23 protein-coding genes are annotated in these 24,762 nt (G+C 35.8%); all 23 read right to left on the bottom strand.

The annotated features are described in order from the left end of the window. Positions 1-44: 44 nt before the first annotated feature. A complete protein-coding gene (dut, locus tag JT739_RS04035; RefSeq protein WP_237659812.1) occupies positions 45-497 on the bottom strand; it encodes a dUTP diphosphatase in 453 nt (150 codons plus the stop codon). Continuing rightward, complete coding sequence (gene alr / locus JT739_RS04030) at positions 490-1,695, bottom strand: alanine racemase (protein WP_237659811.1); 1,206 nt, start codon at positions 1,693-1,695, stop codon at positions 490-492. Before alr ends, dut begins: the two co-directional genes overlap by 8 nt. Before the next feature lie 68 nt (positions 1,696-1,763). Further along, positions 1,764-2,474 (bottom strand): polysaccharide deacetylase family protein, encoded by a 711-nt coding sequence (locus JT739_RS04025; protein ID WP_237659810.1) that lies wholly within the window; start codon positions 2,472-2,474, stop codon positions 1,764-1,766. A gap of 87 nt (positions 2,475-2,561) precedes the next feature. Beyond that, positions 2,562-4,664: a polyribonucleotide nucleotidyltransferase gene (locus JT739_RS04020; RefSeq protein WP_237659809.1), complete on the bottom strand. Its 2,103-nt coding sequence runs from the start codon at positions 4,662-4,664 to the stop codon at positions 2,562-2,564. A 114-nt stretch (positions 4,665-4,778) separates the two neighbouring features. Beyond that, on the bottom strand, positions 4,779-5,042 hold the full coding sequence (gene rpsO, locus JT739_RS04015; RefSeq protein WP_255688335.1) for a 30S ribosomal protein S15: 264 nt from the start codon (positions 5,040-5,042) through the stop codon (positions 4,779-4,781). 130 nt (positions 5,043-5,172) lie between these two features. Further along, positions 5,173-6,099, bottom strand: a complete 927-nt coding sequence (locus JT739_RS04010) for a bifunctional riboflavin kinase/FAD synthetase (protein WP_237659807.1) — start codon at positions 6,097-6,099, stop codon at positions 5,173-5,175. Positions 6,100-6,115: 16 nt separating this feature from the next. After that, on the bottom strand, positions 6,116-7,003 hold the full coding sequence (gene truB, locus JT739_RS04005; RefSeq protein WP_237659806.1) for a tRNA pseudouridine(55) synthase TruB: 888 nt from the start codon (positions 7,001-7,003) through the stop codon (positions 6,116-6,118). After that, positions 6,987-7,961, bottom strand: a complete 975-nt coding sequence (locus JT739_RS04000; protein WP_237659805.1) for a bifunctional oligoribonuclease/PAP phosphatase NrnA — start codon at positions 7,959-7,961, stop codon at positions 6,987-6,989. The genes truB and JT739_RS04000 overlap by 17 nt, the downstream gene beginning before the upstream one ends. 1 nt (position 7,962) lies before the next feature. Further along, positions 7,963-8,328: a 30S ribosome-binding factor RbfA gene (rbfA, locus tag JT739_RS03995; RefSeq protein WP_237659804.1), complete on the bottom strand. Its 366-nt coding sequence runs from the start codon at positions 8,326-8,328 to the stop codon at positions 7,963-7,965. A 22-nt stretch (positions 8,329-8,350) separates the two neighbouring features. Further along, positions 8,351-10,348 carry a translation initiation factor IF-2 gene (infB, locus tag JT739_RS03990; RefSeq protein ID WP_237659803.1) on the bottom strand — a complete coding sequence of 666 codons (1,998 nt, stop codon included), beginning with the start codon at positions 10,346-10,348 and terminating at the stop codon, positions 8,351-8,353. Then, positions 10,326-10,670 carry a ribosomal L7Ae/L30e/S12e/Gadd45 family protein gene (locus JT739_RS03985; protein ID WP_237659802.1) on the bottom strand — a complete coding sequence of 115 codons (345 nt, stop codon included), beginning with the start codon at positions 10,668-10,670 and terminating at the stop codon, positions 10,326-10,328. Before JT739_RS03985 ends, infB begins: the two co-directional genes overlap by 23 nt. After that, complete coding sequence (rnpM, locus tag JT739_RS03980) at positions 10,667-10,933, bottom strand: RNase P modulator RnpM (RefSeq protein ID WP_370642572.1); 267 nt, start codon at positions 10,931-10,933, stop codon at positions 10,667-10,669. Before rnpM ends, JT739_RS03985 begins: the two co-directional genes overlap by 4 nt. Next, positions 10,923-11,999, bottom strand: a complete 1,077-nt coding sequence (gene nusA, locus JT739_RS03975; protein WP_237659800.1) for a transcription termination factor NusA — start codon at positions 11,997-11,999, stop codon at positions 10,923-10,925. The genes rnpM and nusA overlap by 11 nt, the downstream gene beginning before the upstream one ends. Then, positions 11,996-12,469 (bottom strand): ribosome maturation factor RimP, encoded by a 474-nt coding sequence (rimP, locus tag JT739_RS03970; RefSeq protein ID WP_237659799.1) that lies wholly within the window; start codon positions 12,467-12,469, stop codon positions 11,996-11,998. The genes nusA and rimP overlap by 4 nt, the downstream gene beginning before the upstream one ends. Positions 12,470-12,609: 140 nt before the next feature. Further along, positions 12,610-16,866 carry a PolC-type DNA polymerase III gene (locus JT739_RS03965; RefSeq protein ID WP_237659798.1) on the bottom strand — a complete coding sequence of 1,419 codons (4,257 nt, stop codon included), beginning with the start codon at positions 16,864-16,866 and terminating at the stop codon, positions 12,610-12,612. 23 nt (positions 16,867-16,889) lie between these two features. After that, the gene (locus JT739_RS03960; RefSeq protein ID WP_237659797.1) at positions 16,890-17,552 is read right to left on the bottom strand and encodes a glycosyltransferase; all 663 of its coding nucleotides are present in this window, start codon (positions 17,550-17,552) and stop codon (positions 16,890-16,892) included. 84 nt (positions 17,553-17,636) lie between these two features. After that, entirely contained in the window at positions 17,637-19,073 is a 1,437-nt protein-coding gene (proS, locus tag JT739_RS03955; protein WP_237659796.1) for a proline--tRNA ligase, read from the bottom strand. Between the two features lie 30 nt (positions 19,074-19,103). Continuing rightward, the gene (gene ispG / locus JT739_RS03950; protein WP_237659795.1) at positions 19,104-20,180 is read right to left on the bottom strand and encodes a flavodoxin-dependent (E)-4-hydroxy-3-methylbut-2-enyl-diphosphate synthase; all 1,077 of its coding nucleotides are present in this window, start codon (positions 20,178-20,180) and stop codon (positions 19,104-19,106) included. 41 nt (positions 20,181-20,221) lie between these two features. Next, entirely contained in the window at positions 20,222-21,223 is a 1,002-nt protein-coding gene (gene rseP / locus JT739_RS03945) for an RIP metalloprotease RseP (RefSeq protein WP_237659794.1), read from the bottom strand. 20 nt (positions 21,224-21,243) lie between these two features. Continuing rightward, the gene (ytvI, locus tag JT739_RS03940) at positions 21,244-22,323 is read right to left on the bottom strand and encodes a sporulation integral membrane protein YtvI (RefSeq protein WP_237659793.1); all 1,080 of its coding nucleotides are present in this window, start codon (positions 22,321-22,323) and stop codon (positions 21,244-21,246) included. Next, the gene (locus JT739_RS03935; protein WP_237659792.1) at positions 22,320-23,132 is read right to left on the bottom strand and encodes a phosphatidate cytidylyltransferase; all 813 of its coding nucleotides are present in this window, start codon (positions 23,130-23,132) and stop codon (positions 22,320-22,322) included. The genes ytvI and JT739_RS03935 overlap by 4 nt, the downstream gene beginning before the upstream one ends. A 12-nt stretch (positions 23,133-23,144) precedes the next feature. Further along, complete coding sequence (locus tag JT739_RS03930) at positions 23,145-23,891, bottom strand: isoprenyl transferase (protein ID WP_237659791.1); 747 nt, start codon at positions 23,889-23,891, stop codon at positions 23,145-23,147. Between the two features lie 315 nt (positions 23,892-24,206). Further along, positions 24,207-24,728 carry a ribosome recycling factor gene (gene frr / locus JT739_RS03925; RefSeq protein ID WP_370642571.1) on the bottom strand — a complete coding sequence of 174 codons (522 nt, stop codon included), beginning with the start codon at positions 24,726-24,728 and terminating at the stop codon, positions 24,207-24,209. Between the last annotated feature and the right edge of the window lie 34 nt (positions 24,729-24,762).

Here is a 24,762-nt window from a genome sequence, read left to right as displayed (position 1 = left end):
TCCCATATATTTTATGACTTAGGAGGCAAAAAAATGCAACGATATTAAACTCCCGTGTGACCAAAACCGCCTTCTCCTCTAGTGGTTTTACCCAAATGACTATTTTGGACTATTTCTACCTGTTCAACTTTAGAAATTACCAGCTGAGCTATTCTGTCACCTCTCTTTATCTCAAATTTTTCCTTGCCATGATTAATTAAGATAACCTTAATTTCCCCTCTATAGTCAGAGTCGATAGTTCCGGGACTATTAAGGACTGTAACGCCATACTTTGACGCAAGACCACTTCTTGGCCTAACTTGGGCTTCAAAGCCCCTGGGAAGTTCAAGTTGAATGCCACAAGGTATTACTTTAAATTCTCCGGGTTCTAGGTAAATATTCTCTGCTATATTAGCAGCTAAATCCATTCCTGAAGCTCCTTCAGTCATATACTGAGGGAGCGGAATATCTTCAGCACCACTTACTTTAGATACAAAAATTTTAATACACCTATCCAATTGATGTTTCTCTCCTTCGACCTGGTTCAGGCGATAAATCAAAACTATTTTCAGCAAAAATAATATCATTTTCTAAGAATACCTGACCAGCCCTATGATAAATTCTGGCAATACTATTAGACAAATTCACACGTCTAGCATTGAGTTCTGCAATATCTCCGACAAATATGTTATCTTTTATGTCTGTAACATCCACAATACAATTCTGCATGCTGATTTTGCCTAATATATTACATGTTACGCCATTTATTTTAACCTTCCTACCTAAACCATTTACCCCTATATTTGCTAAGAGCTGTTTAATAAAGTTTTTAAGAGCATCCAAAATACCATTGGGTTGAGATACATAAACTTCAAGGCCGTCATAATACCCAAAAGGAACTATAGCTATGGTAGTAGGCCGCTTTGTTTTATATTTGTTGCCATAACCAACATAATGACCTTTAGGAAGGTTTTTTACAAAGATTACTCTTGAACATACCTTTGAAGGATTACTTATTTTTAGGTCTTTTGATGGCACTAGACCATAGATCAGATTGCCAATTCGAACCATATCCAAGTGCATATCCGGGTAATTTAAAGCAGCTATGCTGTTGCAAACATGCTTTAAAGGGATTTCATAGCCCTGTTCTTTAAGTGTTTTTATAAGAGATGAAAATATATTAAACTGATGACGAGTAATCTTTTCATTGCCCGCCATAGAAAAATGTGTGTATAGACCTTCTATATAAAGATTTTTAAAGTTTAAATTAATAACCCGAATCATTTCAAAAGCATGTTCAGGTAACACTCCAAACCTGCCAAAACCTGTATCAACTTTTACATGAACTATAGCCTTTTTGTTCTGTCTTGCAGCAGCCTCCTCTAAAGCTTGTACAACATCAAAGGAACAAACAGTGGCTGTAAGATCGTAATTTAATACATCATCTGCTTGTTCAGGCAATATTGTATTAAAAACCAATATCGGTTGGCTTATCCCTTTTTGCCGCAAAAAAATACCTTCTTCTAAAGAGGCAACCCCTAAATAATCAGCTCCACTTTCAACGGCAGAACAAGCTACAGGATACAATCCGTGTCCGTAAGCATTTGCTTTGACAACTGCCAATAACTTAGTAGAGCCTAAATATTTTTTTATGTTTTTTATATTATCCGATATTATATCTAAATCTACATCAAGCCAGCAAGTATGATTTATCATAATCAATTACCCTTCTATTTTTTGCTTAAATAAAGTATACATGAAAGATAGTTTGTTTTCAACTTTTTTCATTCTGCCAGCAATTCACCGACCGTTGTTATCTTAAATCCCTCACGATGCAAATTGTCTATAATAGTTGGCATAGCTTTGACCGTATCTTCTGTAGGGTGCATGAGTACAATTTTCCCATTACCTTTATTGTCTAAAACTTTATTAACAATATAATCTACACCGGGTTTTTTCCAATCAATTGTATCTATAGTCCACATAATAAGGCGATAATTCATGGAATTAGCAGCTTTGACAGTTTGTTCTGAAAATTCACCATATGGAGGTGCAAAAAGGGTTGTTTTTACTCCTAAGATGTCTTCAATTACTTGTTCGGCTTTTTTGATCTCATTTAAATTTTGTTCATAGGAAAGCTGTGCGTGATGGGCATGGCTATACCCGTGGTTTCCTATTTCGTGCCCGTTGTCATAAATCAGCTTTAATAAATCAGGATATTTTTCTGCCCATCTGCCTTCAATAAAGAACGTGGCTTTTACATTCTTTTCTTTAAAAATCTCTAAAAGCGGCGGTATGTATTCGTTACCCCATGCTACATTGCATGTAAAAGCCATTATTTTTTTATCCTTGCTGCCTTCGTAAATAGGTTTATACTGTCCAAAAACTTGAACATCGTAATTTGACGGTGTTAAGAAAACCCACGTCACTACGATAACTAAGAATAGAGCTAAACTTACAATTTTTTTAGATACTTTAAAAGTATAAAATGCCATAAAATATCCCTTCCTTTTTTGTTCTTTAATAAATATATTAGTGAAGAAATATTTTATGACAATAAAAAACATAAACCGATATCCGGTTTATGCCTGTACGTGTTTTTTCACTTCTACATCGCCAATGGCATCTTTGTGAGATAAATTGATCCTGCCTTGTTTATCTATGTCAGTTACTTTGACAAGTATTTCATCACCGACTTTAACCACATCTTCTACCCTTTTTACCTTCTCTTTAGACAGCTTTGAAATGTGAATTAAGCCTTCCTTTCCCGGCAGTATTTCAGCAAAAGCACCAAAATTAGTGGTTCTAGATATTTTTCCAAGATATATTTGCCCAACTTCCACATCTTGAGTAAGTTTTTGTATTATTTCCATAGCCTTTTTGCCTAATTTCTCATCTGGAGCCGCTATATAAATTTTTCCATCGTCTTCAATATCAATCTTTGTATTAGTTTCTGCAATTATCTTGTTTATAGTTTTGCCTCCGGGCCCTATTATATCGCGAATTTTATCTGGATCTACAGTTACAGTAAAGATTCTTGGTGCATACGGGGATAATTCTTTTCGAGGTTCGGAAATCACAGCCAACATCTTGTCTAATATAAACAATCGAGCTTCTCTTGCGCGCTGCAGAGCATTTCTTAATATTTCTTCATCTATACCCTTTATTTTTATATCCATTTGAATCGCAGTAATACCTTTCGCAGTTCCTGCTACTTTAAAGTCCATATCTCCTAAAAAGTCTTCCATTCCCTGTATGTCAGTTAATATTGTGACCTTATCATCTTGTTTTATCAATCCCATAGCTACACCGGAGACAGGAGCTTTTATGGGAACACCTGCGTCCATTAAAGCTAAAGTTGAACCACATACACTGGCCATAGAAGTAGATCCATTAGAACTTAAGACTTCTGAAACCAACCTTATGGTATAAGGAAATTCTTCCTCTGGTGGTATCATAGGTTCAAGAGCCCTTTCCGCTAACGCTCCATGACCAATTTCCCTTCTTCCAGGCCCGCGAATAACTTTGGTTTCACCTGTACTATAAGGTGGAAAATTATAATGGTGCATATACCTCTTGGACTCTTCAATACCCAGGCCGTCCAAAATCTGAACATCTCCAAGTGCTCCAAGGGTTGCAACTGTAAGAACCTGAGTCTGACCTCGGGTAAATAAACCAGAACCATGTGTTCTCGGCAAAACGCCAACCTCACAGGAAATTGGCCGTATCTCCTCATGGGTTCTGCCGTCAGGTCTGATACCTTCATAAGTGATCATTTTTCTAACTTCTTCTTTTAAGATATTATACAAAATATCTGATATCTCTTTTTCGCTTTCTGGATATAATTCCTGAAAATGTTCTATGGTGGATTTATTTATTTCATCGATTAAAGCCTCTCGTTCTTGTTTTTCATAAACTTTGATTGCCTGTAAAATTTTATCGGTAGCATATTCTCTAACAGCTTTTTCAAGTTCTGGATTAACCTCTTCTGTCGGCACTTCCATTTTAACCTTGCCAACTTGTTTTACTATTTCCTCCTGAAACTCTACAATCTTTTTAATCTCCTCATGACCATAGAGTATAGCTTTTAACATTTCTTCTTCAGTTACTTCATCGGCACCTGCTTCAACCATGAGCACTGCCTCTTTCGTACCGGCCACAATCAGGTGTAAACGACTTTTCTCTGCTTGAGCTACTGTCGGATTTATAACATATTCTCCCTCAATCAAACCAACTGACACTGCCCCTACTGGCCCTTCAAAAGGTATATCTGATATACATAATGCACAAGAGGCTCCGTTGATAGCAACCACATCAGGTGTGTTATCTTGGTCTACAGATAGTACAGTAGCTACAACCTGTACATCATTTCGGAAACCTTTTGGAAATAGAGGTCTTAAAGGCCTGTCTATAACCCTTGCCGATAGAATAGCTTTTTCACTAGGCTTTCCTTCTCTTTTAATAAAACCACCTGGAATCTTGCCTACTGCATATAACCTTTCTTCATAATCAACGGTTAAGGGTAAAAAATCAACACCTTCACGGGGCTCTTTCGATGCAGTAGCTGTAACCAGCAAGACAGTATCTTCGTACCTAATTACAACAGAACCGTTAGCTTGCTGAGCAACTTTGCCCGTTTCTATAATCAATTTGCGACCAGCTATTTCTGTTTTAAATTCTAACAAGAAACAATCCTCCTTCTTATAGTTGATTTAATTTAATCAGGCATGTCGTTTACAAAATCAACTATATCTAAATATAATAAAAAAGTTATAAAATTTAAGCGGGGAACCCCCGCTCTATTTCCTTAATTCCAGTTTTTCGATGAGATCTTTGTATCGATCTAAATTTTTTTCTTTTAAGTAGTTCAATAACGCACGTCTTTTACCAACCATCTTAAGCAGTCCCCTGCGAGAATGATAGTCTTTTTTATGCTGTTTCAAATGCTCCGTTAGTTGGTTTATCTTTTCTGTAAGTATAGCAATTTGGACCTCAGGAGAACCTGTATCATTCTCGTGGAGTTTATATTCATTTATGATTGACTGTTTAACTTCTTTTGCCAATGCCACTTCATTCACCTCCTTGACTTAACTAAATCACCAGTTGCCCAGTAAATCGTCGGAGCTTCGAGTAACCGAGCAATTGGTTCATTTATCAAAATTAATTTTATCACAACAAAATAAAATTGTAAATTTATATTGCTTTTAAAATTTCTTTAGCATTAAGCAGATCCATTTGAACTTGCTTTACTAAGTCTTCAGGCTTATCAAATTTAATTTCTGAACGCAGGTTCTGAATAAAAGATACTTCTAGTTTTTGACCATATAAATTACCGCTAAAGTCAAATAAATGTATCTCCAGCACAATATCATTACCGTTAAAAGTAGGTTTAGTGCCTAAATTAGCCACGCCTTTATAAATCTTATTATTGAAGGTTACTAATACTGCATAGACACCCTTTGCGGGCAATACCAGATCGGTATCGGGATAGATATTTGCAGTGGGAAAACCTAAACTTTTACCTAAGTGTTTGCCTTGCTCTACACAGCCTTCAACAGTAAAATAGCGTCCAATATATTTTGCAGCATTTCTAACATCGCCTTTTTCCAAAAGACTTCGAATAAATGTGCTACTTACTATGTTGCCTTTGTGGGTTACAGGAGGAATTATTATGGTATCAATTCCAGCTTCACTACACAATTGCTTCAAACTTTCTGCTGTCCCAAGGCCTTTATATCCGAATTTATAATTAAATCCGATAACAACAACTTTTGCACGACATTTTTCAATTAATATTTTATGTACAAAATCTTTATAATCCATTTTCGAAAATTCTTGAGTAAAAGGCGCTAAGACAAAATGATCTATGCCATAGGATTCAATTATTTTCCTCTTCTTGTCTTGTGTCATAATAAGTTTGACACCATTATTGGGGAATAAAACTTTTGAAGGATGGGGATCAAATGTAAAAATCAAAGAGTCTAAATTTTTCGATTGCGAACATTCCAGCAGTGTTTTAATTAATTTTTGATGACCCAGGTGAACGCCGTCAAAATTTCCTATACCACAGGCAGTATCATTTGGTATTATTATAGACGATAAATCACGGTAAATTTTCATACTTTCATCAATCCTATTATTTTAAAGATTTCAATACCTGTAGCAAGATACTATCTTTGTCTTTTACTACCTTAGCAATCCCTAAAAACTCTTTATTGTTATAAACTCTAACTAGTGTATCAATATCATTTAAAAACTGAAAATCGCCATTTATCATTTTTCCTTTTGAAAAAAAACCTTCTTTATCAACTGCAAGATTTACTTTAGGCATTTTCTCTAAAAACCTATCTACAGGCAATAATACATCATCTAATTTACCATTTAAAACAGCATCTTGGATTTCCTCTAAAGTAAATGAGTTTTCTATTTTAAAAGGACCTGAACTTGTCCTAACTAAACAAGAAAGACATGCCCCACAGCCAAGCATGTTGCCAATATCTTCACATAAAGTTCTTATATATGTACCCTTTGAGCAGGCAACTTTAACAATAGCAGTATCGTGGCTATAGTCGATTAAATCTAACGAGTAGATTTTAACATTTCTCGGCTTTCGTTCAACGACAATACCTTTCCTGGCCAATTCGTACAGTTTTTTTCCTTTATAGCGCACCGCCGAGTACATTGGGGTCACTTGTGAAATTTCTCCTGTGAATTGCTTTAGTATTTCTTCCAAATGAGATTTGGTAATATTGACTTTGCTAATATTTGTAACGTTTCCATCTAAATCGCCGGTATCTGTAGTAACCCCAAATCTCATTTCGGCAATATATTCTTTATCATCATCCATGAAAAATTCTATTGCTTTTGCGGCTTTTCCTATAAAAACCGGTAAAACTCCTGCTGCTGCTGGATCCAATGTGCCGCTGTGACCAATCTTTTTTATTTGAAAAAGCCTTCTTAAAAAATTTACTACGTCATGTGACGTCATTCCCGGAGGTTTTAATACATTAATTACACCTTTCACCAGTATCCTCCAAAATAGCAAGTTTCACTGCATTTAAAACAATCTCCTTGGTTTCTTCCAGTGGAAGTTTGATCTGGCATCCAGCAGCCCTCGGATGACCGCCGCCGTTAAACTCGGCTGCCAGCATGCTGACATCTACCCATTCATTTGACCTAAAACCTACTTTAGTCAGCCCATCTTCATATTCTTTGAAAAGTACAGCTACTTCAACACCTTCTATTTCACGGGCGTAATTGATTATCCCATCAGCGTCTTCCTCATCAGCATCTGCAGCTTTCAGCATATCTTTAGTAATGAAAAGGCTGGCAATTTTGCCATCAGCTGAAAACTCGAGAGTATTTAAAACAGATTTTAGCAGTAATATAGAGGCCAGACTCCGTCTTTCAAACACTTGGCGACTAACATAATCTGGCCTTACACCTTTGTCCACTAGTTTAGCCAAAATCTTTAAAGATGCAGGTGTTGTATTAGAATATCTTATGGAACCAGTATCTGTAATTATAGACGTAAAAATATTAAGCGCAATGTCAAAATCAATTTCTACTTTGCCATCTAATAATCGATATATTATCTCTCCTACAGAAGATGCACTGCTATCCACTAAATTCAAATCGCCAAAATAAATGTTGCTTTTATGATGGTCAATGTTGACAACTATTGTACCGTATTCCTTTAGTGGCCTATTAAAGCCCAATCTCTCAATATCTCCGCAATCTAGAGCTATAAGCACATCATATTTTTCCGAAGTTTCTTTGATAATGAAGTTGCTTCCAGGCAAGAATCTGTATTTTTTTGGTATATTATCATTGATTACCGGGACTGCCTTTTTACCAAGTTTAAGCAGTGCCAAAGTCAGTGCAAGGACCGAACCAATACTATCCCCATCTGGAGCTACATGTGAAGCAATCATAAAGCTATGATTTTTTTCTACCAATTCATAAAAAGCGGCAATATCCATATTAATAACCTTCTTCTTCCTGATTCAGCTTAAGTTCCTCTAAAAGCTTATTTATGCGGATGCCATACTCAATAGAATCATCTAATTTAAATGATATTTCTGGGATAAATTTGATTCTAAGTCTATTTGCTAGTTCGTACCTTATGAAACCTTTAGCATTTTGTATAACTTTATAGGTAGTCTCTTTTTTTGCTTTGTCGCCATAGAAATTTATAAATATTGTGGCATGGCGAAGATCTTTTGTAACGTCAACTTTAGTAACAGTTACTAAGCCTTCAATGCGCGGGTCTTTTAAATCATTGTTGATTATTTCGCTGGCAACTCTCTTTATTTCTTCAGCAACTCTTTCATTTCTAGAAAACTCCACTTGTACTCACCTCAAGACAAGATTACCTTTGAACTGGTTGATTTATGAAGGCTTCCAACACATCCTGTTCCTTTATATCGTTGAATTTTTCAATTCCAATACCGCATTCATACCCGCTCATAACTTCTTTAACATCATCTTTAAAGCGTTTCAAGGAAGATATTCTTCCTTCATAAACAACAATGCCTTGACGTATTACGCGAATATTAGAATTTCTGGTTATTTTACCTTCCGTTACAAAACATCCAGCTACAACACCAACATTAGGAACTTTAAACAGGGCTCTTACTTCAGCTCGGCCTAGAACCACTTCTTCATACTCTGGCTCAAGCATTCCTATTATAGCTGATTTTACGTCATCTACAACCTCGTAAATTACCCTGTATGTTCTAATATCTATTTGCTCTTTTTCAGCTAATTTTTTTGCATTGGAATCTGGTCTGACATTAAAGCCGACGATTATGGCATTTGAAGCTGAAGCAAGCATTACATCACTTTCAGAAATTGCACCAACACCACCATGAATTATCCTTACCTCAATTTCATTGGTAGAGCATTTTTCTAATGATTGTTTGAGCGCTTCAACAGAACCCTGAACATCTGCTTTTATAATTACATTTAGCTCCTTCATCTCTCCTTTTTGAAGTTTTTCATATAGTTGATTTAACGATATTTTCTTAGGCGTTGCAAATTCAGCTTCTTTTTGTCGATTTATTTGCTCTTCCGCAATAGCTTTAGCTTCTCTTTCACTCGAAACTGCCCTTAATATATCACCTGCAATAGGTACTTCAGACAAACCGATTACTTCTACTGGAATAGAAGGCCCTGCTTCTTTTATCTTTTTTCCACGAGAGTTAAAAAGTGCCCTTACTCTCCCATAAGCAACACCAGCAACTATATCATCGCCAACTTTTAAAGTTCCACGCTGAACTAAAACAGTAGCAACAGGACCGCGGCCCTTGTCCAGCTTTGCTTCTATAATAACACCGCTGGCTTTACAATTATAGTTTGCCTTTAATTCAGCCATTTCAGCAACTAAAATAATCATTTCTAAAAGTTGATCTATTCCAGCCCCTGTTTTTGCTGACACATTGACAAAAATTGTATCTCCGCCCCATTCCTCAGGGATCAAATCATACTCCGCCAATTGCTGTTTTACTCGTTCAGGGTTAGCTGTAGGTTTGTCAATTTTGTTTACCGCTACAATTATTGGAACTCCTGCTGCTTTAGCGTGGTTTAAAGCTTCTACAGTCTGAGGCATTACACCATCATCTGCCGCTACCACTAATATGGCTATATCAGTTACTTTTGCACCTCTAGCGCGCAATGTAGTAAAAGCCTCATGACCTGGTGTATCTAAAAATACAATTTTCTTTCCGTTAATTTCAACTTCAGACGCACCTATATGTTGAGTTATCCCACCGGCTTCTCGTGTAGTAATATTGGTTTTCCTTATAGCATCAAGCAAAGAAGTCTTGCCGTGATCTACGTGACCCATTACTGTAACTACCGGGGGACGGGACTTCATGTCTTCTGGATTATCATTCTCTTCTTCAATTAATACATTCTTTTGATCATCAGTTTTTTCTTTCAGTACCTCAAATCCAAATTCGCCAGCGATTTTTTTCGCCAATTCAAAATCAATTTCTGCATTAATATTGACCATTAGACCATAATCGATAAGTTTTTTAATTATTCGGACAGGCTCAATTTCCATATAATTACCCAGATCCCTGACACTAATTTTGTCAGGAAGCGTTATTGTCTTTTGTTGTTTCTCTATAGTTTTTTCGGGCTTCTTTTCGATTTTTTCCTTTTCTTTTTCATGAACTTTCTCGCGTTTCTTTTTGCTCTTGCCAGTTTCTTCCTCAATAAGGTCCATGACAAGTTTTGCAGTGTCATCATCAATGGTACTCATGTGATTTTTTATTTTGATATCCAAATCGTCCAAAATAGAAATAAGTTTTTTACTTGATATTCCTGCTTGCTTAGCTAATTCATACACGCGTAGTCTCGTCAATATCCCCCACCCCCGTTAAAAGATTAATGCATCTTTGAATTTTTTTTGCAATGCCTTTATCAGTTATTCCAATAACCTTTCTTTGCTCCTTACCTATAGCTTTGCCCAATTCGTCAGATTGGGCCCAGTAATATATAGGAATATTTGTTTTGATACTCAGACTTTCCATTTTTTTCTTAGTGTTTTGTGACGCATCATTAGAAACGATAATCAGAAAAACTTTTTTGGCCATAGCTGCCCTTTCGACACTGTCTTGGCCTGAAATTAACTTTCCGGCCCTCTGACTAATGCCTAACAAACAAAGGACATCATTAGATTTCATAAATTTAATAACTCCTCTTGTAGCTTTTGAGCCATTTCCTTTGTCACTTGAAAATCCAAGGCTTTTGAAAGTCTGTTTTCATTAATTGATGTTTTGATGCACTGCTCGTTCTTGCAAATATATGCTCCTCTGCCAGATTTTTTTCCAGTCGGATCTATTACAATGTTTCCTTCAGTAGTACGAACTATCCTGGTCAATTCCTTTTTGGGTTTCATTTCTTTACAACCAATGCACATGCGCATGGGTATTTTTTTACGTCGCACTTTCATCCCCTCTCGCATCCTCATCAAAATCAGAATCGCTCTGTTTTTGACTTTTTATATCAATCTTCCATCCGGTTAATCTAGCAGCAAGTCTAGCATTTTGACCTTCTTTCCCTATCGCCAGTGACAACTGCTGTTCTGATACAGTTACTCTTGCTATCTTAGTATCCTCTTCCAAAGTAACATTTAATACTTTGGCCGGACTTAACGAATTTGAGATAAACTCAGCTGGATTTTTATCCCATTTTATTATATCAATTTTCTCTCCATGCAGTTCATCGACAATAGCTTGTACTCTGGACCCCTTTGGTCCCACACAAGCACCTACCGGGTCTATATTTTCATCATTGGAATGTACTGCAATTTTTGTTCTGGAACCTGCTTCTCTTGAAATTCCCTTAATCTCCACAAGACCTTCATAAATTTCCGGCACTTCCAGCTCAAACAGCCTTTTAACAAGGCCCGGATGTGAACGCGATACGGTTATCTGCGGACCTTTGGTTGTTTTTTTGACTTCGAGAATATATACTTTTATTCTAGCTCCTTGAACATATTCTTCTGACGGAATTTGTTCACTGACCGGAAGAATAACTTCAGTCCTGCCTAAATCAATTATAACATTTTTTTTGTCAAACCTCTGAACTATACCAGTTACAATATCAGTCTCTCTGCCAGAAAACTCTTCATATATTAAATTTCGTTCTGCCTCTCTTATTCGCTGCATTACAACTTGTTTTGCTGTTTGAGCAGCTATTCTGCCAAATTTTTTTGGAGTAACTTCAATAGTGACAATATCGCCAATTTTAGCAGTTGGATTTATTTTAGATGCCTCATTAATATCAATCTCTAGAAGTGAGTCTTTCACTTCATCTGTAACTACTTTTTTGGAAAATACCTTTACTTCACCTGTATCCCTATCTATATTTACAGATACATTTTGAGAAGAACCGTAATTCTTTTTATAGGCTGATATTAATGATGCTTCTAGAGCTTCTAACAAAATTTCTTTTGAAATACCTTTCTCTTTTTCTAATTGTGTTAAGGCTTCAACTAATTCAATATTCATCTTTGCTCCCCGTCCCATTTATATTTTAACTTTGCAGATGATATCTTCTCTCTGGGAATTGAATAACTCTGGCCATCATTTATTGTAACAACACCGTCCGAATAATCTTCTAAGGTTCCGGTAAAAACCTTTTTGCCTTCTATTTTTTCAAAGGTTTTAATTTCTACAAGAGAGCCGATAAATCGTAAAAAATCCTTGTCATGTTTAAGGGGCCTCTCAATTCCAGGTGAAGATACTTCCAAAATATAACTATGAGGTATTGGATCTGTTTCATCTAAGATTTTCTCAATTTCCATACTTACCAGTTGACAATCGTCTAGGGTTATCCCGCCTGGTTTGTCAATGTAATACCTTAAATAATGATTGCCCATTTCTTTTACAAATTCCACATCAACCAATTCGAATCCTTTTGACTTCACTACTTTCTCACCTATATCCCATAAGTTGGCCAAAAGGTCTTTTTTTGACACTTGCTTATCACTCCCACAGAAAGCATAATTTCAAATACATCATAATATTAAAGAGTGGGAATTTCCCACTCTATATCTGTCAAGCCCCACAAATATCTACTATTACATTAAATTATAGCATAGCCATATATTGATTGCAACTAAAAAAGACTTATTTGATCGGTTTCTTGAAGGTCATTTAATATGCCGTTTTGCTTTAATATTTGAACCACATTTTTTGTAATCTTGGTTCTGCGCTTTAAATCTTCAATTGAAGTAAATCTACCTTTATTTCTCTCGCTTATTATATTTTGAGCAGCTGTAATTCCTAGACCTTGTAATGATGATATAGGTGGTAAAATGCCATCACGTGTTAATTTAAACCTTTTTACATCTGATTTATATAAATCAATAGGCACAAATTGAATACCCCTCAAGTACATTTCATTTGCTACTTCTAATATAGTTAGAAGGTTTTTTTCTTTAACAGAAGCTTCCTTGTCTTTTTTTTCAAATTCACTTATGGCTTCTTTTATTACTTTGGGCCCCTGTAAAATTAACTCGGCATCAAAATCATCTGCTCTCACAGTAAAATAAGTAGCATAAAAAGCTTCCGGATAATGTACTTTAAAATATGCAATTCGAAATGCCATCACCACATAAGCTACTGCGTGTGCTTTTGGAAAGAGGTATTTTATCTTCTTGCAGGATTCGATAAACCATGAGTCAATATTATTATTTTCACTAAGCAGTTTTTCATATTCGGGCTTAAGACCTTTTCCTTTTCTTACGTCTTCCATTATGCTAAATGCAGTTTTATGATTTATTCCCTTTTCTATTAGATATATCATTATGTCATCTCTAGTTGCAATAACTTCTGACAAAGTGGCAATATTGTTCTTTATTAAATCCTGCGCATTGTTTAACCATACATCAGTGCCGTGAGATAAACCGCTTATTCTAACCAGCTGTGAAAACGTGGTAGGCCGCGTATCCTCTAACATTTGCCTTACAAATCTTGTTCCAAACTCGGGCACTCCCAATGTTCCAACTGTAGTTCCCAAAGCATCTGGATCTAATTCTAGAGGTTCAAGGGAAGAGAATATTCCCATAGTCCTAGCATCGTCTAAAGGTATTTCTCTCGCATTTATACCCGTTTCTTCCTCCAGCATTTTGATTACTGTCGGATCGTCGTGACCTAACAAGTCTAACTTTAACAATTGATTATCTATGGAGTGGTACTCAAAATGCGTAGTGATTACGCCTGTGGTTTTATCATCGGCAGGGTGTTGAATGGGCGTAAAATCATATACCTCTTTATCCTTGGGGACTACTATAAGACCTCCGGGGTGTTGTCCCGTTGTCCTTTTGACCCCTGTAATACCTTTAGAAAGCCGAGTTACTTCAATATTAGGTACATGTAGACCTCTTTCCTCTAGATATGATTTAACAAATCCAATTGCTGTCTTTTCAGCTACTGTAGATATGGTTCCTGCTCTAAACACATGATGTTTTCCGAATAGCTCTTCCGTATATTTGTGAGCTGTGGCCTGATATTCACCAGAAAAATTTAAATCTATATCAGGAACTTTATCCCCCTCAAAGCCCATGAATACTTCAAAAGGAATATTAAACCCCTCTTTGCTCATAGGGCTGTTACAATTGGGACAATTTTTATCCGGTAAATCAGGCCCTACAATATCTTCGACATCTTTTTCAAATATTGAAGTTTTGCATTTGCGGCATAAATAGTGAGCTGGCAGGGGATTTACCTCCGTTATACCACACATTGTCGCAACCAGCGAAGAACCTACTGAACCTCTGGAGCCAACTAAATAACCATCTTCTAATGACTTTGCTACCAGTTTGTGAGCTATAAGGTATATTACAGCAAAGCCGTTGTTGACTATAGCATCTAACTCACGCTTTAGTCTGGACTCCACAATATCTGGCAGATTGTCACCATAAAGCTCTTTAGCTTTTTTATAGGCCATTTCCACAATTGTCTGCTCGGCCCCCTGGATTTTCGGAGGATGCAAGTCATCAGGAAAAGGCTTGATATCCTCTTTTATCTGATCAGCTATCATATTGGGGTATTTTATAACAACTTCTTCTGCTATGTCAGAACCTAAGTACTGACATTCTTTTAGCATTTCATCAGTAGTTCGTAAATACAGTTTTGATTCTTTATCAGCATCTTTAAAACCCTGTGCATTCAAAAGTATTTTTCTGTATATTTCATCCTCTGGGTTTACAAAATGCACATCTCCTGTCATGACTACAGGTTTGTTTACCCTTTTACCTAAATTATATATTTCTAGATTTAATTCCTTTAGCCTTTTCCATCCGCTTACATTTTCATCATCTATTAGGAATGCATTGTTTTGCAAGGGCTGTATCTCCAAAAAATCGTAAAACTCTAATAAATTATCAATCCGTTCCTGACTGCTGTAGTGAAGTAAGCTTTGAAATAGCTCACCCGCCTGGCAACCACTTCCAATTAGCAGCCCTTCTCGGTTTGCGCTAAGTAAAGACTTAGGTATTCTCGGATGCCGATAAAAGTGATCTAAATGGGCAATAGAGACTAGTTTATACAAATTTCTCATACCTATATCGTCTTTTACAAGAACAGTTGCATGATAGGAACTTAAATTTGCACCTTTTTGCAACTTATATACTTCATTTATCTTGGAAAGATTGTCAATACCTAATTCACAAACCCTGATTAAAAGTTCCTTTAAAATAAGAGCAGCAGTATTAGCATCATCAACTGCCCTGTGGTGAGAGCCCATTTTTATATTTAGTTTTTTAGCCAAAGTATCTAAGCGGTGATTTTTTAATTCGGAAAAAATTATCCTTGATAAGGCCAGTGTATCTAAAACCTTATTGTTAAATTGAAGTTGTTGCTTTAACGCTTCCCTTCGAATAAATCCAGAATCGAATTGAGCATTGTGAGCTACAAATATACCATCCCCTAAAAACTCCATAAACGATACAAGGGCTTCTTCAATAGGCGGAGCCGATTTTACCATATCATTAGTTATGCCTGTCAAACTTATAATATTTGCAGGTACAGGTTTAGTTGGTTTGACAAAAGTATTAAATCTATCCACTATCTTGTTATTGACCATTTTTACAGCGCCAATTTCTATAATCTCATCCGCATCAAAACAAAGGCCTGTTGTCTCAATGTCAACAACTACAAATGTTGCCTCTTCTATAGGTATGTCAGGTGGTGATATCATTACGGGATTTTCATCATCAAAAATATAAGCTTCGAGACCATAAATTGGCTTTATACCTATTTTCCTGGAAACTTGATAGACTTCAGGAAAGGCTTGCAGCACTCCGTGATCAGTAAATGCGACAGCCTTGTGGCCCCATTTTTTCGCCATATTTAGCACATCAGAAGGTGAGCAAAGAGCATCCATTGAACTGTAGCGCGTATGTAAGTGTAATTCTACCCTTTTCTCAGTGCTTGTATCCAACCTATCAGGTTTTTTCTCTATATTAATGTCAAAGGGTATCAATTCGTATTCATTAGTAAACTTACTAAGCTCTATTTTCCCTCGAACTTTTAGCCACATACCCTCTTTAATCTTGTCTTCCAGCGATTTTTTTTCTCCTGAAAGAAAAATTTTAACTTCTATTGAACCAGTATAATCTGTCAGACCAAAAGTGAGCATTACTGTTTTGTTTTTTAATTCACGCTTTTCAATTTGAAAGACCTCGCCAGAATAAATTATCTCATTAGTCTCTTGAATATTGTGTCCTATAGGAACTGGGCTTTCGGAAATTGTTTTTCCTATAATAATGGTTGTATCAGATTTATTTGTATCAGTATCAATGTTTTTTTGTTCGTTTTCTTCAAGTATAGATTTGATAATTTCTCGCTCCTCTTCATAAATATCATAAGGCTCTTCTTCGAGCTTTTCCTGGAAAACGACTTTAAAGGTGCAACCAAAGGTTTTAAAATAATTTTCTATCAGCAAATGATTTTTGCGTTTCTCCAGGAATTCTTTTCCGCTTGAGTCCACAAAAATGTTTAAATGTTGTCCATTTAGTTCCCAATAGCTGTTTTGCAACCAAATTCTGCACGCTGGAACCTGAGAAAAAAGACATTTTAAAAGGCCATCCCAGGCTTTTTTTATAAGCCCTTGGCCTTTATCTTCACCATCTAAGTTTTCACATTGAATTGAGATACGAGTATTCCCAGGTAAATAAGAAGATATTATGTCCTTTAGTTTACTTAAAATCTGCTCTGACAGTACATGTTGTGATAACAAGTAAACGTCAATTTGCCTCGACTTAAGTGATACTTTGCTGGTTTCCAATATGACTTTTGATAGCTTTTTTATTTCTTCTTGGCTGAATTTCTCCAAATCCTTTTTATTAATTATCTCTGTGATATTCGTCATATTATCCCCTGCACTTAGAATAATTATTTAAAGCCAAATCTCAACTTTAATTTTATAATACCAAATATAACCAATATATCCCAGTACATCTTCATTCTTGATATGAAGCCTACAAAAAATCCCCTTTTTTCTTCTTTCATTAAATGGGTAAGATTTGGCAAATAGACTGTTTGAGCTCTTATTTTTTCTTTTTCAGCCATTAAAGTAAGGGCCATTTCTATACCGTAATTTGTAATCTTATATTTTTCCACTTTTTCAAAAAAGGATCTGCAAATGGCTCTTTGACCGGACAAGAAAGGAGCAATTCTTTGAGCAATATCAGTAGCACCTCTCCCAGAATTAAATACACCGACCGTCATATCGGCTTTATTTTCTATCACGGGCTGCAATAAACTTATAACATGTTCTTTTTTTAAGCCGATCAAGTCAGCATCTAACATTAGAATTATATCTGCATCGGTATTTTTTACACCGGTCATTACAGCATTTGTTTTGCCTTGGTTATTGCCAAACTCAATAACACGGGCATTGTAAGACCTGGCAATATTTGCGGTTCTATCATGGGAACCGTCACTTATTACTATAATTTCATCGATGATGCTAATTGTTGATAATGCCTTTAATACATTGCCTATAGTTTTTTCTTCATCATAAGCGGGTATTACCGCACAAATTTTTGGGGGCATATTCTCACCCTTTATATTTAAAATAGCTAATTTAAATTTAACATAGCCATACCCCAATTTCAACAATACTCTTTATTCGAGGAATTAATAGGACTTTGCAAAGTAAACAACCGTATCAGTTTCTTTATTGCACACAATGCATTTTCCATAAGTAGTTTCATTAGAAAATGGAATACATCTTAAGGTAGCACCGGTTTCTTCCTTTATTTTCTGTTCACATTCTCCATTTTTACACCAATGTGCTTTAATAAATCCTCTCTTTTCATTGATTATTTGTTTAAACTCATCAAAATTTTTTACTTCTCGAATGTTTTCATTCAAAAATTCCTTAGCTTGATTGAACATGTTTATCTGTATATCTGCAAGCAAGCTCTTTAAACGAGGAAGCAGTTCGGATTCACTGACAACAGTTTTTTCACCGGTATCTCTTCGCACCAGGACAACTTGCTGATTTTTTATATCTCTTGGTCCTATTTCGATTCGGACAGGAACCCCTTTCATTTCCCACTCGTTAAACTTCCAGCCGGGTGTGTATTCGTTTCTATCATCTAATTCTATCAGTATTTCATTTTTTAGAATAGAATATATTTCTTGGGCTTTATTAAGTACAGTTTCCGACTCTTTACCCATAATAGGTACAATAACTGCTTGAATAGGAGCAATCTTTGGAGGAAGTTTAAGCCCTCTGTCATCTCCATGGACCATTATAATAGCACCGATTAAACGTGTTGTAACACCCCAGGAAGTCTGCCAGACATATTTTAGTTTTCCATCCTTGTCAAGATATGTAATATCATAAGCTTTTGCAAAGTGCTGACCTAAATTATGTGAAGTACCTGCTTGAAGCGCTCTGCCATCACCCATTAGAGTTTCTATTGTATATGTTTTAAGAGCACCTGCAAATTTCTCATTTTCGGATTTTACGCCTTTTATAACAGGAATCGATAAATCAGTTTCCACAAAGTCTCTGTATACTTCTAGCATTCTTAGAGTTTCCTCTTCTGCTTCTTCAAAAGAACTATGAGCTGTATGGCCTTCTTGCCACAAAAACTCGGCTGTGCGCAGGAAGGGTTTTGTACTCTTTTCCCAACGAACCACATTGCACCACTGATTTAAAAGAACAGGTAAATCCCGCCAGGATTTTATCCATTTGGAATACATGTGGCATATAATAGTTTCTGAGGTAGGTCTTACTGCCAGGCGCTCAGCCAACTCTTCTTTACCTCCGTGGGTTACCCATGCAACTTCTGGAGCAAAACCTTCCACGTGTTCCGCTTCTTTTTGAAGAAGTGATTCCGGAATAAAAATAGGGAAATACGCATTTTTATGACCTGTAGCTTTAAATCTGGCATCGAGCAGCTGTTGCATTTTTTCCCATATGCTATAGCCGTAAGGTTTTATAACCATACAACCTCTAACTGGTGAATAATCTGCCAGCTCTGCTTTAAGAATAACATCTACATACCACTGGGAAAAATCTTGGGTTTTAGGTGTTATTTCTTTTACAAAATCTTTATCCATAAGTAAAGCTCCTTTCCAACACTTAACTTACTAGTCATTTATCATTTTTTTAATTTCATTAAGTAATTCTGAAACAGCATTTTCTTCAGGCACGGTTTTTATTATCTCGCCTTTTTTAAATATGGCAACTCGTTTATTCCCACCGGCAATTCCAATATCAGCTTCTCTGGCCTCGCCGGGGCCATTTACTACACAACCCATCACAGCAACTTTTAGGGGTTTTTTTATGTAAGATAACTTTTCTTGTACCTCTTCGGCGATATTAATTAAGTTAATTTGTGTTCTCCCACATGTTGGACATGAAATTAAATTTATGCCATGCTCTCTCAAATTTAAACTCTTTAATATTTCAATACCAACCTTAACCTCATCTATAGGTTCACCAGTCAATGATACTCTTATAGTGTCACCAATTCCTTCATACAATAAAATCCCTAAACCTACTGAAGACTTTATAGTTCCTGTCAGCAATGTACCAGCTTCTGTTATGCCTAAGTGTAAAGGGTAGTCAACTTTTTCAGCAATTAATTTATAGGCATGTATACAAGATAGGACATCTGAAGACTTTAATGAAATTACTATTTGATCGAAACTCATGTTCTCTAAAATTTCCACATGCCTTAATGCACTTTCCACCAAGGCTTCTGGTGTGGGGCCACCGTATTTTTTAAGCAAATCCTTTTCCAAAGAACCGGAATTGACACCAATTCTTATGGGCACTTGATACGATTTGGCCATTTCGACAACCTTTCGAACTCTGTCTACATTACCAATATTTCCGGGGTTAATCCTTAGCCCATCCGCACCTTGCTTTATAGATTCAATAGCTAAGCGATAATCAAAGTGCACATCTGCAACCAGTGGAATGCGGATTTGTTTTTTTATCTCGGAAATGGCAACAGCACTGGCCATATCAGGAACTGCAACTCTTATAATGTCACATCCCGCCTCTTCCAAAGCGCGGATTTGCTTTACAGTACTTTCTACATCGTGGGTTTTTGTATTTGTCATGGACTGGACAGTAATGGGACTGTCTCCACCGACAGCTATATCTTTAATCTTTACTTTTTTTGATTTGCGCCGAATTTTCGTATATAATTCTAGCATGGCTCCTCCTTTAAACTGATCACAAAGCTAAAAATGTAATCTTATATCCACAGTTCTCTCAAATCCTTAAACAAAACAATTATCATCAAAAACATTAATAAAGCAAATCCGATAAAATGTATTAAACCTTCTTTTTCCGGCTCAACAGGCTTGCCTCTGAGCATTTCTACCATCAGAAAAATTCCTCTACCACCATCTAAAGCTGGAACAGGAAACAGATTAAACATGCCTAAATTTGCACTTATTATGGCAGCAATATACAGCAATTGGTACACACCCGTTTTTGCCGCTTCACCAACTATATGAACCATGCCCACAGGACCCACTATTTCGGCTTTGACCTTGCCAGTTAGCATCTGAAAGATTCCCAATAATATCATTTTTAAAATCCAGAAGGTCTTTTCAAAGCCGTATTTGATACTCTCTATGATAGAGTGTTTTTGTATCACTGTTTTAATACCGATAATTCCTCGCTGTGTACCCGGCTCTACTTTTGTCTTTACACTATAATCTATATACTTTCCGTCTCTAATTACAGTCACAGTAATTTCTTGATTTGGTTTGCTGCTTATTATTTCAACAACTTCTTCCCAGCTATTAACTCTGTAGTTATCTATTGCATATATTTTATCATAATTTTGTATTCCTGAAAGTTCGGCAGGATCTCCCGGAGTTACTGTTACTTGTGTCGAAGTAACTCCTGAAAAAAAACCTATAATTGCAAGCAGCAATATGGCTAAAACAAAATTCATCAATGGACCTGCGAGTATTACTCCCAAGCGCGTAAGGGGGCTTTTGTTATTAAAAGCTCTAGGATCATTTGTCTGGGAATCTTCGCCTTCCATTTTAACATAACCGCCAAAAGGCAGGATTCGAATGGAATAATGGGTTTCCTTTGATTTTATCCCGATTATTTGTGGCCCAAAACCCAGGCTAAATTCATTGACCTTTATATCTGATAATTTGGCAACAATAAAATGCCCCAATTCATGAAAAAAAACCAGCATTCCAAAAACGAAAATTGAAGATACCAGAGTTTGCAATGCTTTTCACCTTCCACAACTCAAACTTTTTTGGCCGATTTGTTTATTGGAGGTATTATCCCTGAATGTATAAGAGCCCTTACAATAACAACAACCAAAGGTCCTATAAATAATCCTTTCCACCCAAACAGATTAATACCTAAATAGATGGAAAGTAAAGTTAACAGTGGGTCTATGCCGAGATTTCGACCTACAATCTTAGCTTGCAAAATCTGCCTGCTTCCAAGAACTATAATATATAATACTAATAAACCTATAGCAAGGTTTATTTTGCCCACCATCAATAAAAAAGTAATCCAGGGTATAAATATTAAACTGGGACCAAATAAAGGCATTATATCCAATAGACCGCAAATTATGCCTAAAGTTAATGCATACTCAACCCTTAAAATGTAAAAACCCAAAACGGTAATAGCAGTAGAAATCAAAACCAAAATTATCTGCGCTTTTATTAATCTAAAAAAAGAAAATACCAGCTCAAGCTGCACGGACTTAACTTTGGCGTGTAATTGTTCAGGAAATAAGCTTTTGACAACCCGTATAATTTTATCCTTATCCTTTGTCAAAAAATAGCTAAACAAAAAGACAAATATTATTATTACCAACATATTCACAAATAAATTTGGAACCATGCCTACTTTATTGCCCAGGAAAGAAGACAAATTTGTTAAAGATCCGGTTATAGTATATAATATTTGATTTAAATTTGCCTTTAAATAGGCGATGATATCCTCCGGTATCTTTGCAAAAAAGTTTAGAAAATACGGATATACATTATCTATAAGTGCATTAAAATGTCTCATTTGGGTAGGTAAAAAATGGACAAAACGTGTAAGCTCAAAAGTAAAACGTGCAACTACTAATATAGAAATATACCCTATTAAACAAAATATTGTAGCTAGTACTACCGCCGTAATTACTCCTCTGTCAAAGTCTAGTTTTCGTTCAAGGTAACTCACAATAGGATCTATTAAAATAGCTATTATTATTCCAAAAACTAATGGCAGAAAATATCTAAATGCCAGGACGATGATAGCAGATGTAATTGCAACTGCAAGCAATAAAAGGAGAAGGGGGGTATAAGCACCTTTAATCTTCATGGCAGACCACCTTTTTGAAATAAAATCACTATAATTACATAAGCTACTGGAAAGGAGAAAAGAGCACTATCTAGTCTATCCAGAATTCCACCATGACCGGGAATGATATTTGAAAAATCTTTAATATTGCAATACCGCTTTATTAATGATGCTGATAAGTCACCGACTTGTGAAACAACACTAATGCAAATACCAAACCCTATAGCGTGTAAAACGCTAATTTCGGGTAAAAAGTATATAGAATATATGGTGCTAGCAACTACACTAGATAAAATACCACCAATGCTTCCTTCTACAGTTTTATTGGGACTGATAGTTGGCGCTAGTGGTGTTTTTCCCAGTAGCAATCCACTAAAGAAAGCTCCTGTATCACATGCCCATGTGGTAATAAATACCCACCAAGTTATATGTATGCCGCCTTTTAAATTCCTAATCAAAATCATGCTCATAAATAAAAATGTAGTGTATACAAAAGAAAAAATGCTAAAAACTATGTCCTTTATGTGATCGGGTTTTTTATTAATTATTATAATATAAATAAATTCACACATGAGTAATAAAATTATAAAAAGATAAGTCATAACAAAATCAAATCTATTAAATCTCGCAAAATATAAGAGCATAACTGCAAAGATAGCACTAATAAAAAAACTTATACGGATATTTTTTTTTGCAAAAGCATTGTCCAGCTCGTATAGGGCACATATATTTAATAAGGATATGACAGCATAGAAAACCCAGCCACCAATATTTATAGTATATCCTAATAGTATTATACCGACAACAGCACTAATAATTCTCTTAAGCATAACCCACCTGCTTTATTTTTTTAGGCCTCCAAACCTGCGCTCACGTTTCTGAAAATCACGTATAGCTTCCATTAAATTTTCAGGTTTAAACTCAGGCCAATAAATATTTGTAAACCACAATTCAGTATAGGCAATCTGCCACAGCAAAAAATTGCTGATTCTAATTTCACCACTAGGTCTTATCAGCAAATCTGGATCAGGCAAGTTTTGGGTATATAGATAATTTTTAAAAATTTCTTCACTAATATCATCCTGGCTAATTTTTCCTTCTAACACATCTGCACATATTTTTTTGCAAGCTGACAATATTTCTTGACGCCCACCATAGTTTAATACAATATTTAAAACAAGACCAGTGTTATTTTTCGTTTGTTTTAAGCTATATTTAATTTGTTCCACAATTCTCTGTGGCAATTCTTCCCAAGCACCTAACACGTTAATCTTTACATTGTTCTCATGAAGCAAGTCCACTTCCTTTTTTAAATAATACAGCAATAGGTTCATAATAGCATTTACTTCCTGAGCCGGCCTTTTCCAATTTTCCGATGAAAACGCAAAGACACTGAGGACTTGAATATTTAGATCACAACACGTTCTCACAATATCCCTTAAAGCTTCAGCTCCTGCCCAGTGGCCTGCAATTCTGGGGAGACCCTTTTTCTTAGCCCAACGTCCGTTCCCGTCCATGATTATAGCTATATGTTTTGGCAAGTTTTGTGCATTGATTTCGCTTGCTATTGTTACTTTTTTGTATTCCACAGGATTTTCCTCCTATATAATAGGTATACAATATATAAACTTTCTAATGATTTAAAACCCCCTTCAATGAGGGGGTTTTAACTTTAAGATATCATTCCCCAACTGGACTCTTAAAATTTCTTTCTGGAAAAAAAGCAGCCACTAAAGTAACTGAATTTTCACTCGTAAAATTATACCGCACTACTCTGGCTAAAGTATAATCGTCAATGGATTTTTTTACAGGTTTTGTATATATAATTTTAGTTTGAATTCCGCCTTTTGAAAGTCCCTCAACAGCTTTTTCTAACGGAAAGCCAATCAGTTCTAGTTTGATGTTTATACCTCCATAATCTCCTTTTCTTTGCTTGCTAAAATTTCATCAGCTTTATCTATGTATTTATCTGTTATTTTTTGAATTTCTTCCTGAGAGCGCTTCAAATCATCTTCCGAGATTTCTTTATTCTTTTCCATCTTCTTTAAGATGTCATTATATTCTCTTCTAAGGTTTCTTATTGCTACTTTGGCATCTTCAGCTTTTTTCTTGGCAAATTTGACTAGTTCTTGTCGTCTCTCAAATGTCAGTTCAGGCAGTATTAACCTGATAACTTTGCCATCATTGTTAGGTGTAAGCCCAAGGTCTGACTTCAAAATGGCTTTTTCTATAACCTGTAACATTTTTGACTCCCAGGGCTGTATTAAAATCATTTTAGGTTCCGGAACACTTATAGAGGCGACTTGATTTACCGGAGTTGGTGCACCGTAATAATCTACAAATATTTTATCAAGTAATGCTGTTGAAGCTCTTCCTGTTCTAATAGTAGCAAACTCAGATTTCAGATTAGTTAATACCCCATTCATTCGGTTCTCAAGCTCGGTAAAAATTTTCTTGTCC

Source organism: Tepidanaerobacter sp. GT38 (assembly GCF_021991635.1).
Taxonomy (GTDB): domain Bacteria; phylum Bacillota; class Thermosediminibacteria; order Thermosediminibacterales; family Tepidanaerobacteraceae; genus DTU063.
The sequence above is the reverse complement of the archived record's forward strand: the minus strand, read 5'-3'. Positions and strand labels throughout refer to the sequence as shown.

What these genes read in the sequence shown, in the direction of transcription:
- alr (WP_237659811.1), bottom strand. Translation starts at nt 1,695, where the DNA reads ATGATAAATCATACTTGCTGGCTTGATGTAGATTTAGATATAATATCG.
- JT739_RS04025 (WP_237659810.1), bottom strand. Translation starts at nt 2,474, where the DNA reads ATGGCATTTTATACTTTTAAAGTATCTAAAAAAATTGTAAGTTTAGCT.
- JT739_RS04010 (WP_237659807.1), bottom strand. Translation starts at nt 6,099, where the DNA reads ATGAAAATTTACCGTGATTTATCGTCTATAATAATACCAAATGATACT.
- JT739_RS04000 (WP_237659805.1), bottom strand. Translation starts at nt 7,961, where the DNA reads ATGGATATTGCCGCTTTTTATGAATTGGTAGAAAAAAATCATAGCTTT.
- JT739_RS03985 (WP_237659802.1), bottom strand. Translation starts at nt 10,670, where the DNA reads ATGAAATCTAATGATGTCCTTTGTTTGTTAGGCATTAGTCAGAGGGCC.
- nusA (WP_237659800.1), bottom strand. Translation starts at nt 11,999, where the DNA reads ATGAATATTGAATTAGTTGAAGCCTTAACACAATTAGAAAAAGAGAAA.
- JT739_RS03965 (WP_237659798.1), bottom strand. Translation starts at nt 16,866, where the DNA reads ATGACGAATATCACAGAGATAATTAATAAAAAGGATTTGGAGAAATTC.
- JT739_RS03960 (WP_237659797.1), bottom strand. Translation starts at nt 17,552, where the DNA reads ATGCCCCCAAAAATTTGTGCGGTAATACCCGCTTATGATGAAGAAAAA.
- proS (WP_237659796.1), bottom strand. Translation starts at nt 19,073, where the DNA reads ATGGATAAAGATTTTGTAAAAGAAATAACACCTAAAACCCAAGATTTT.
- ispG (WP_237659795.1), bottom strand. Translation starts at nt 20,180, where the DNA reads ATGCTAGAATTATATACGAAAATTCGGCGCAAATCAAAAAAAGTAAAG.
- ytvI (WP_237659793.1), bottom strand. Translation starts at nt 22,323, where the DNA reads ATGAAGATTAAAGGTGCTTATACCCCCCTTCTCCTTTTATTGCTTGCA.
- JT739_RS03935 (WP_237659792.1), bottom strand. Translation starts at nt 23,132, where the DNA reads ATGCTTAAGAGAATTATTAGTGCTGTTGTCGGTATAATACTATTAGGA.
- frr (WP_370642571.1), bottom strand. Translation starts at nt 24,728, where the DNA reads ATGAATGGGGTATTAACTAATCTGAAATCTGAGTTTGCTACTATTAGA.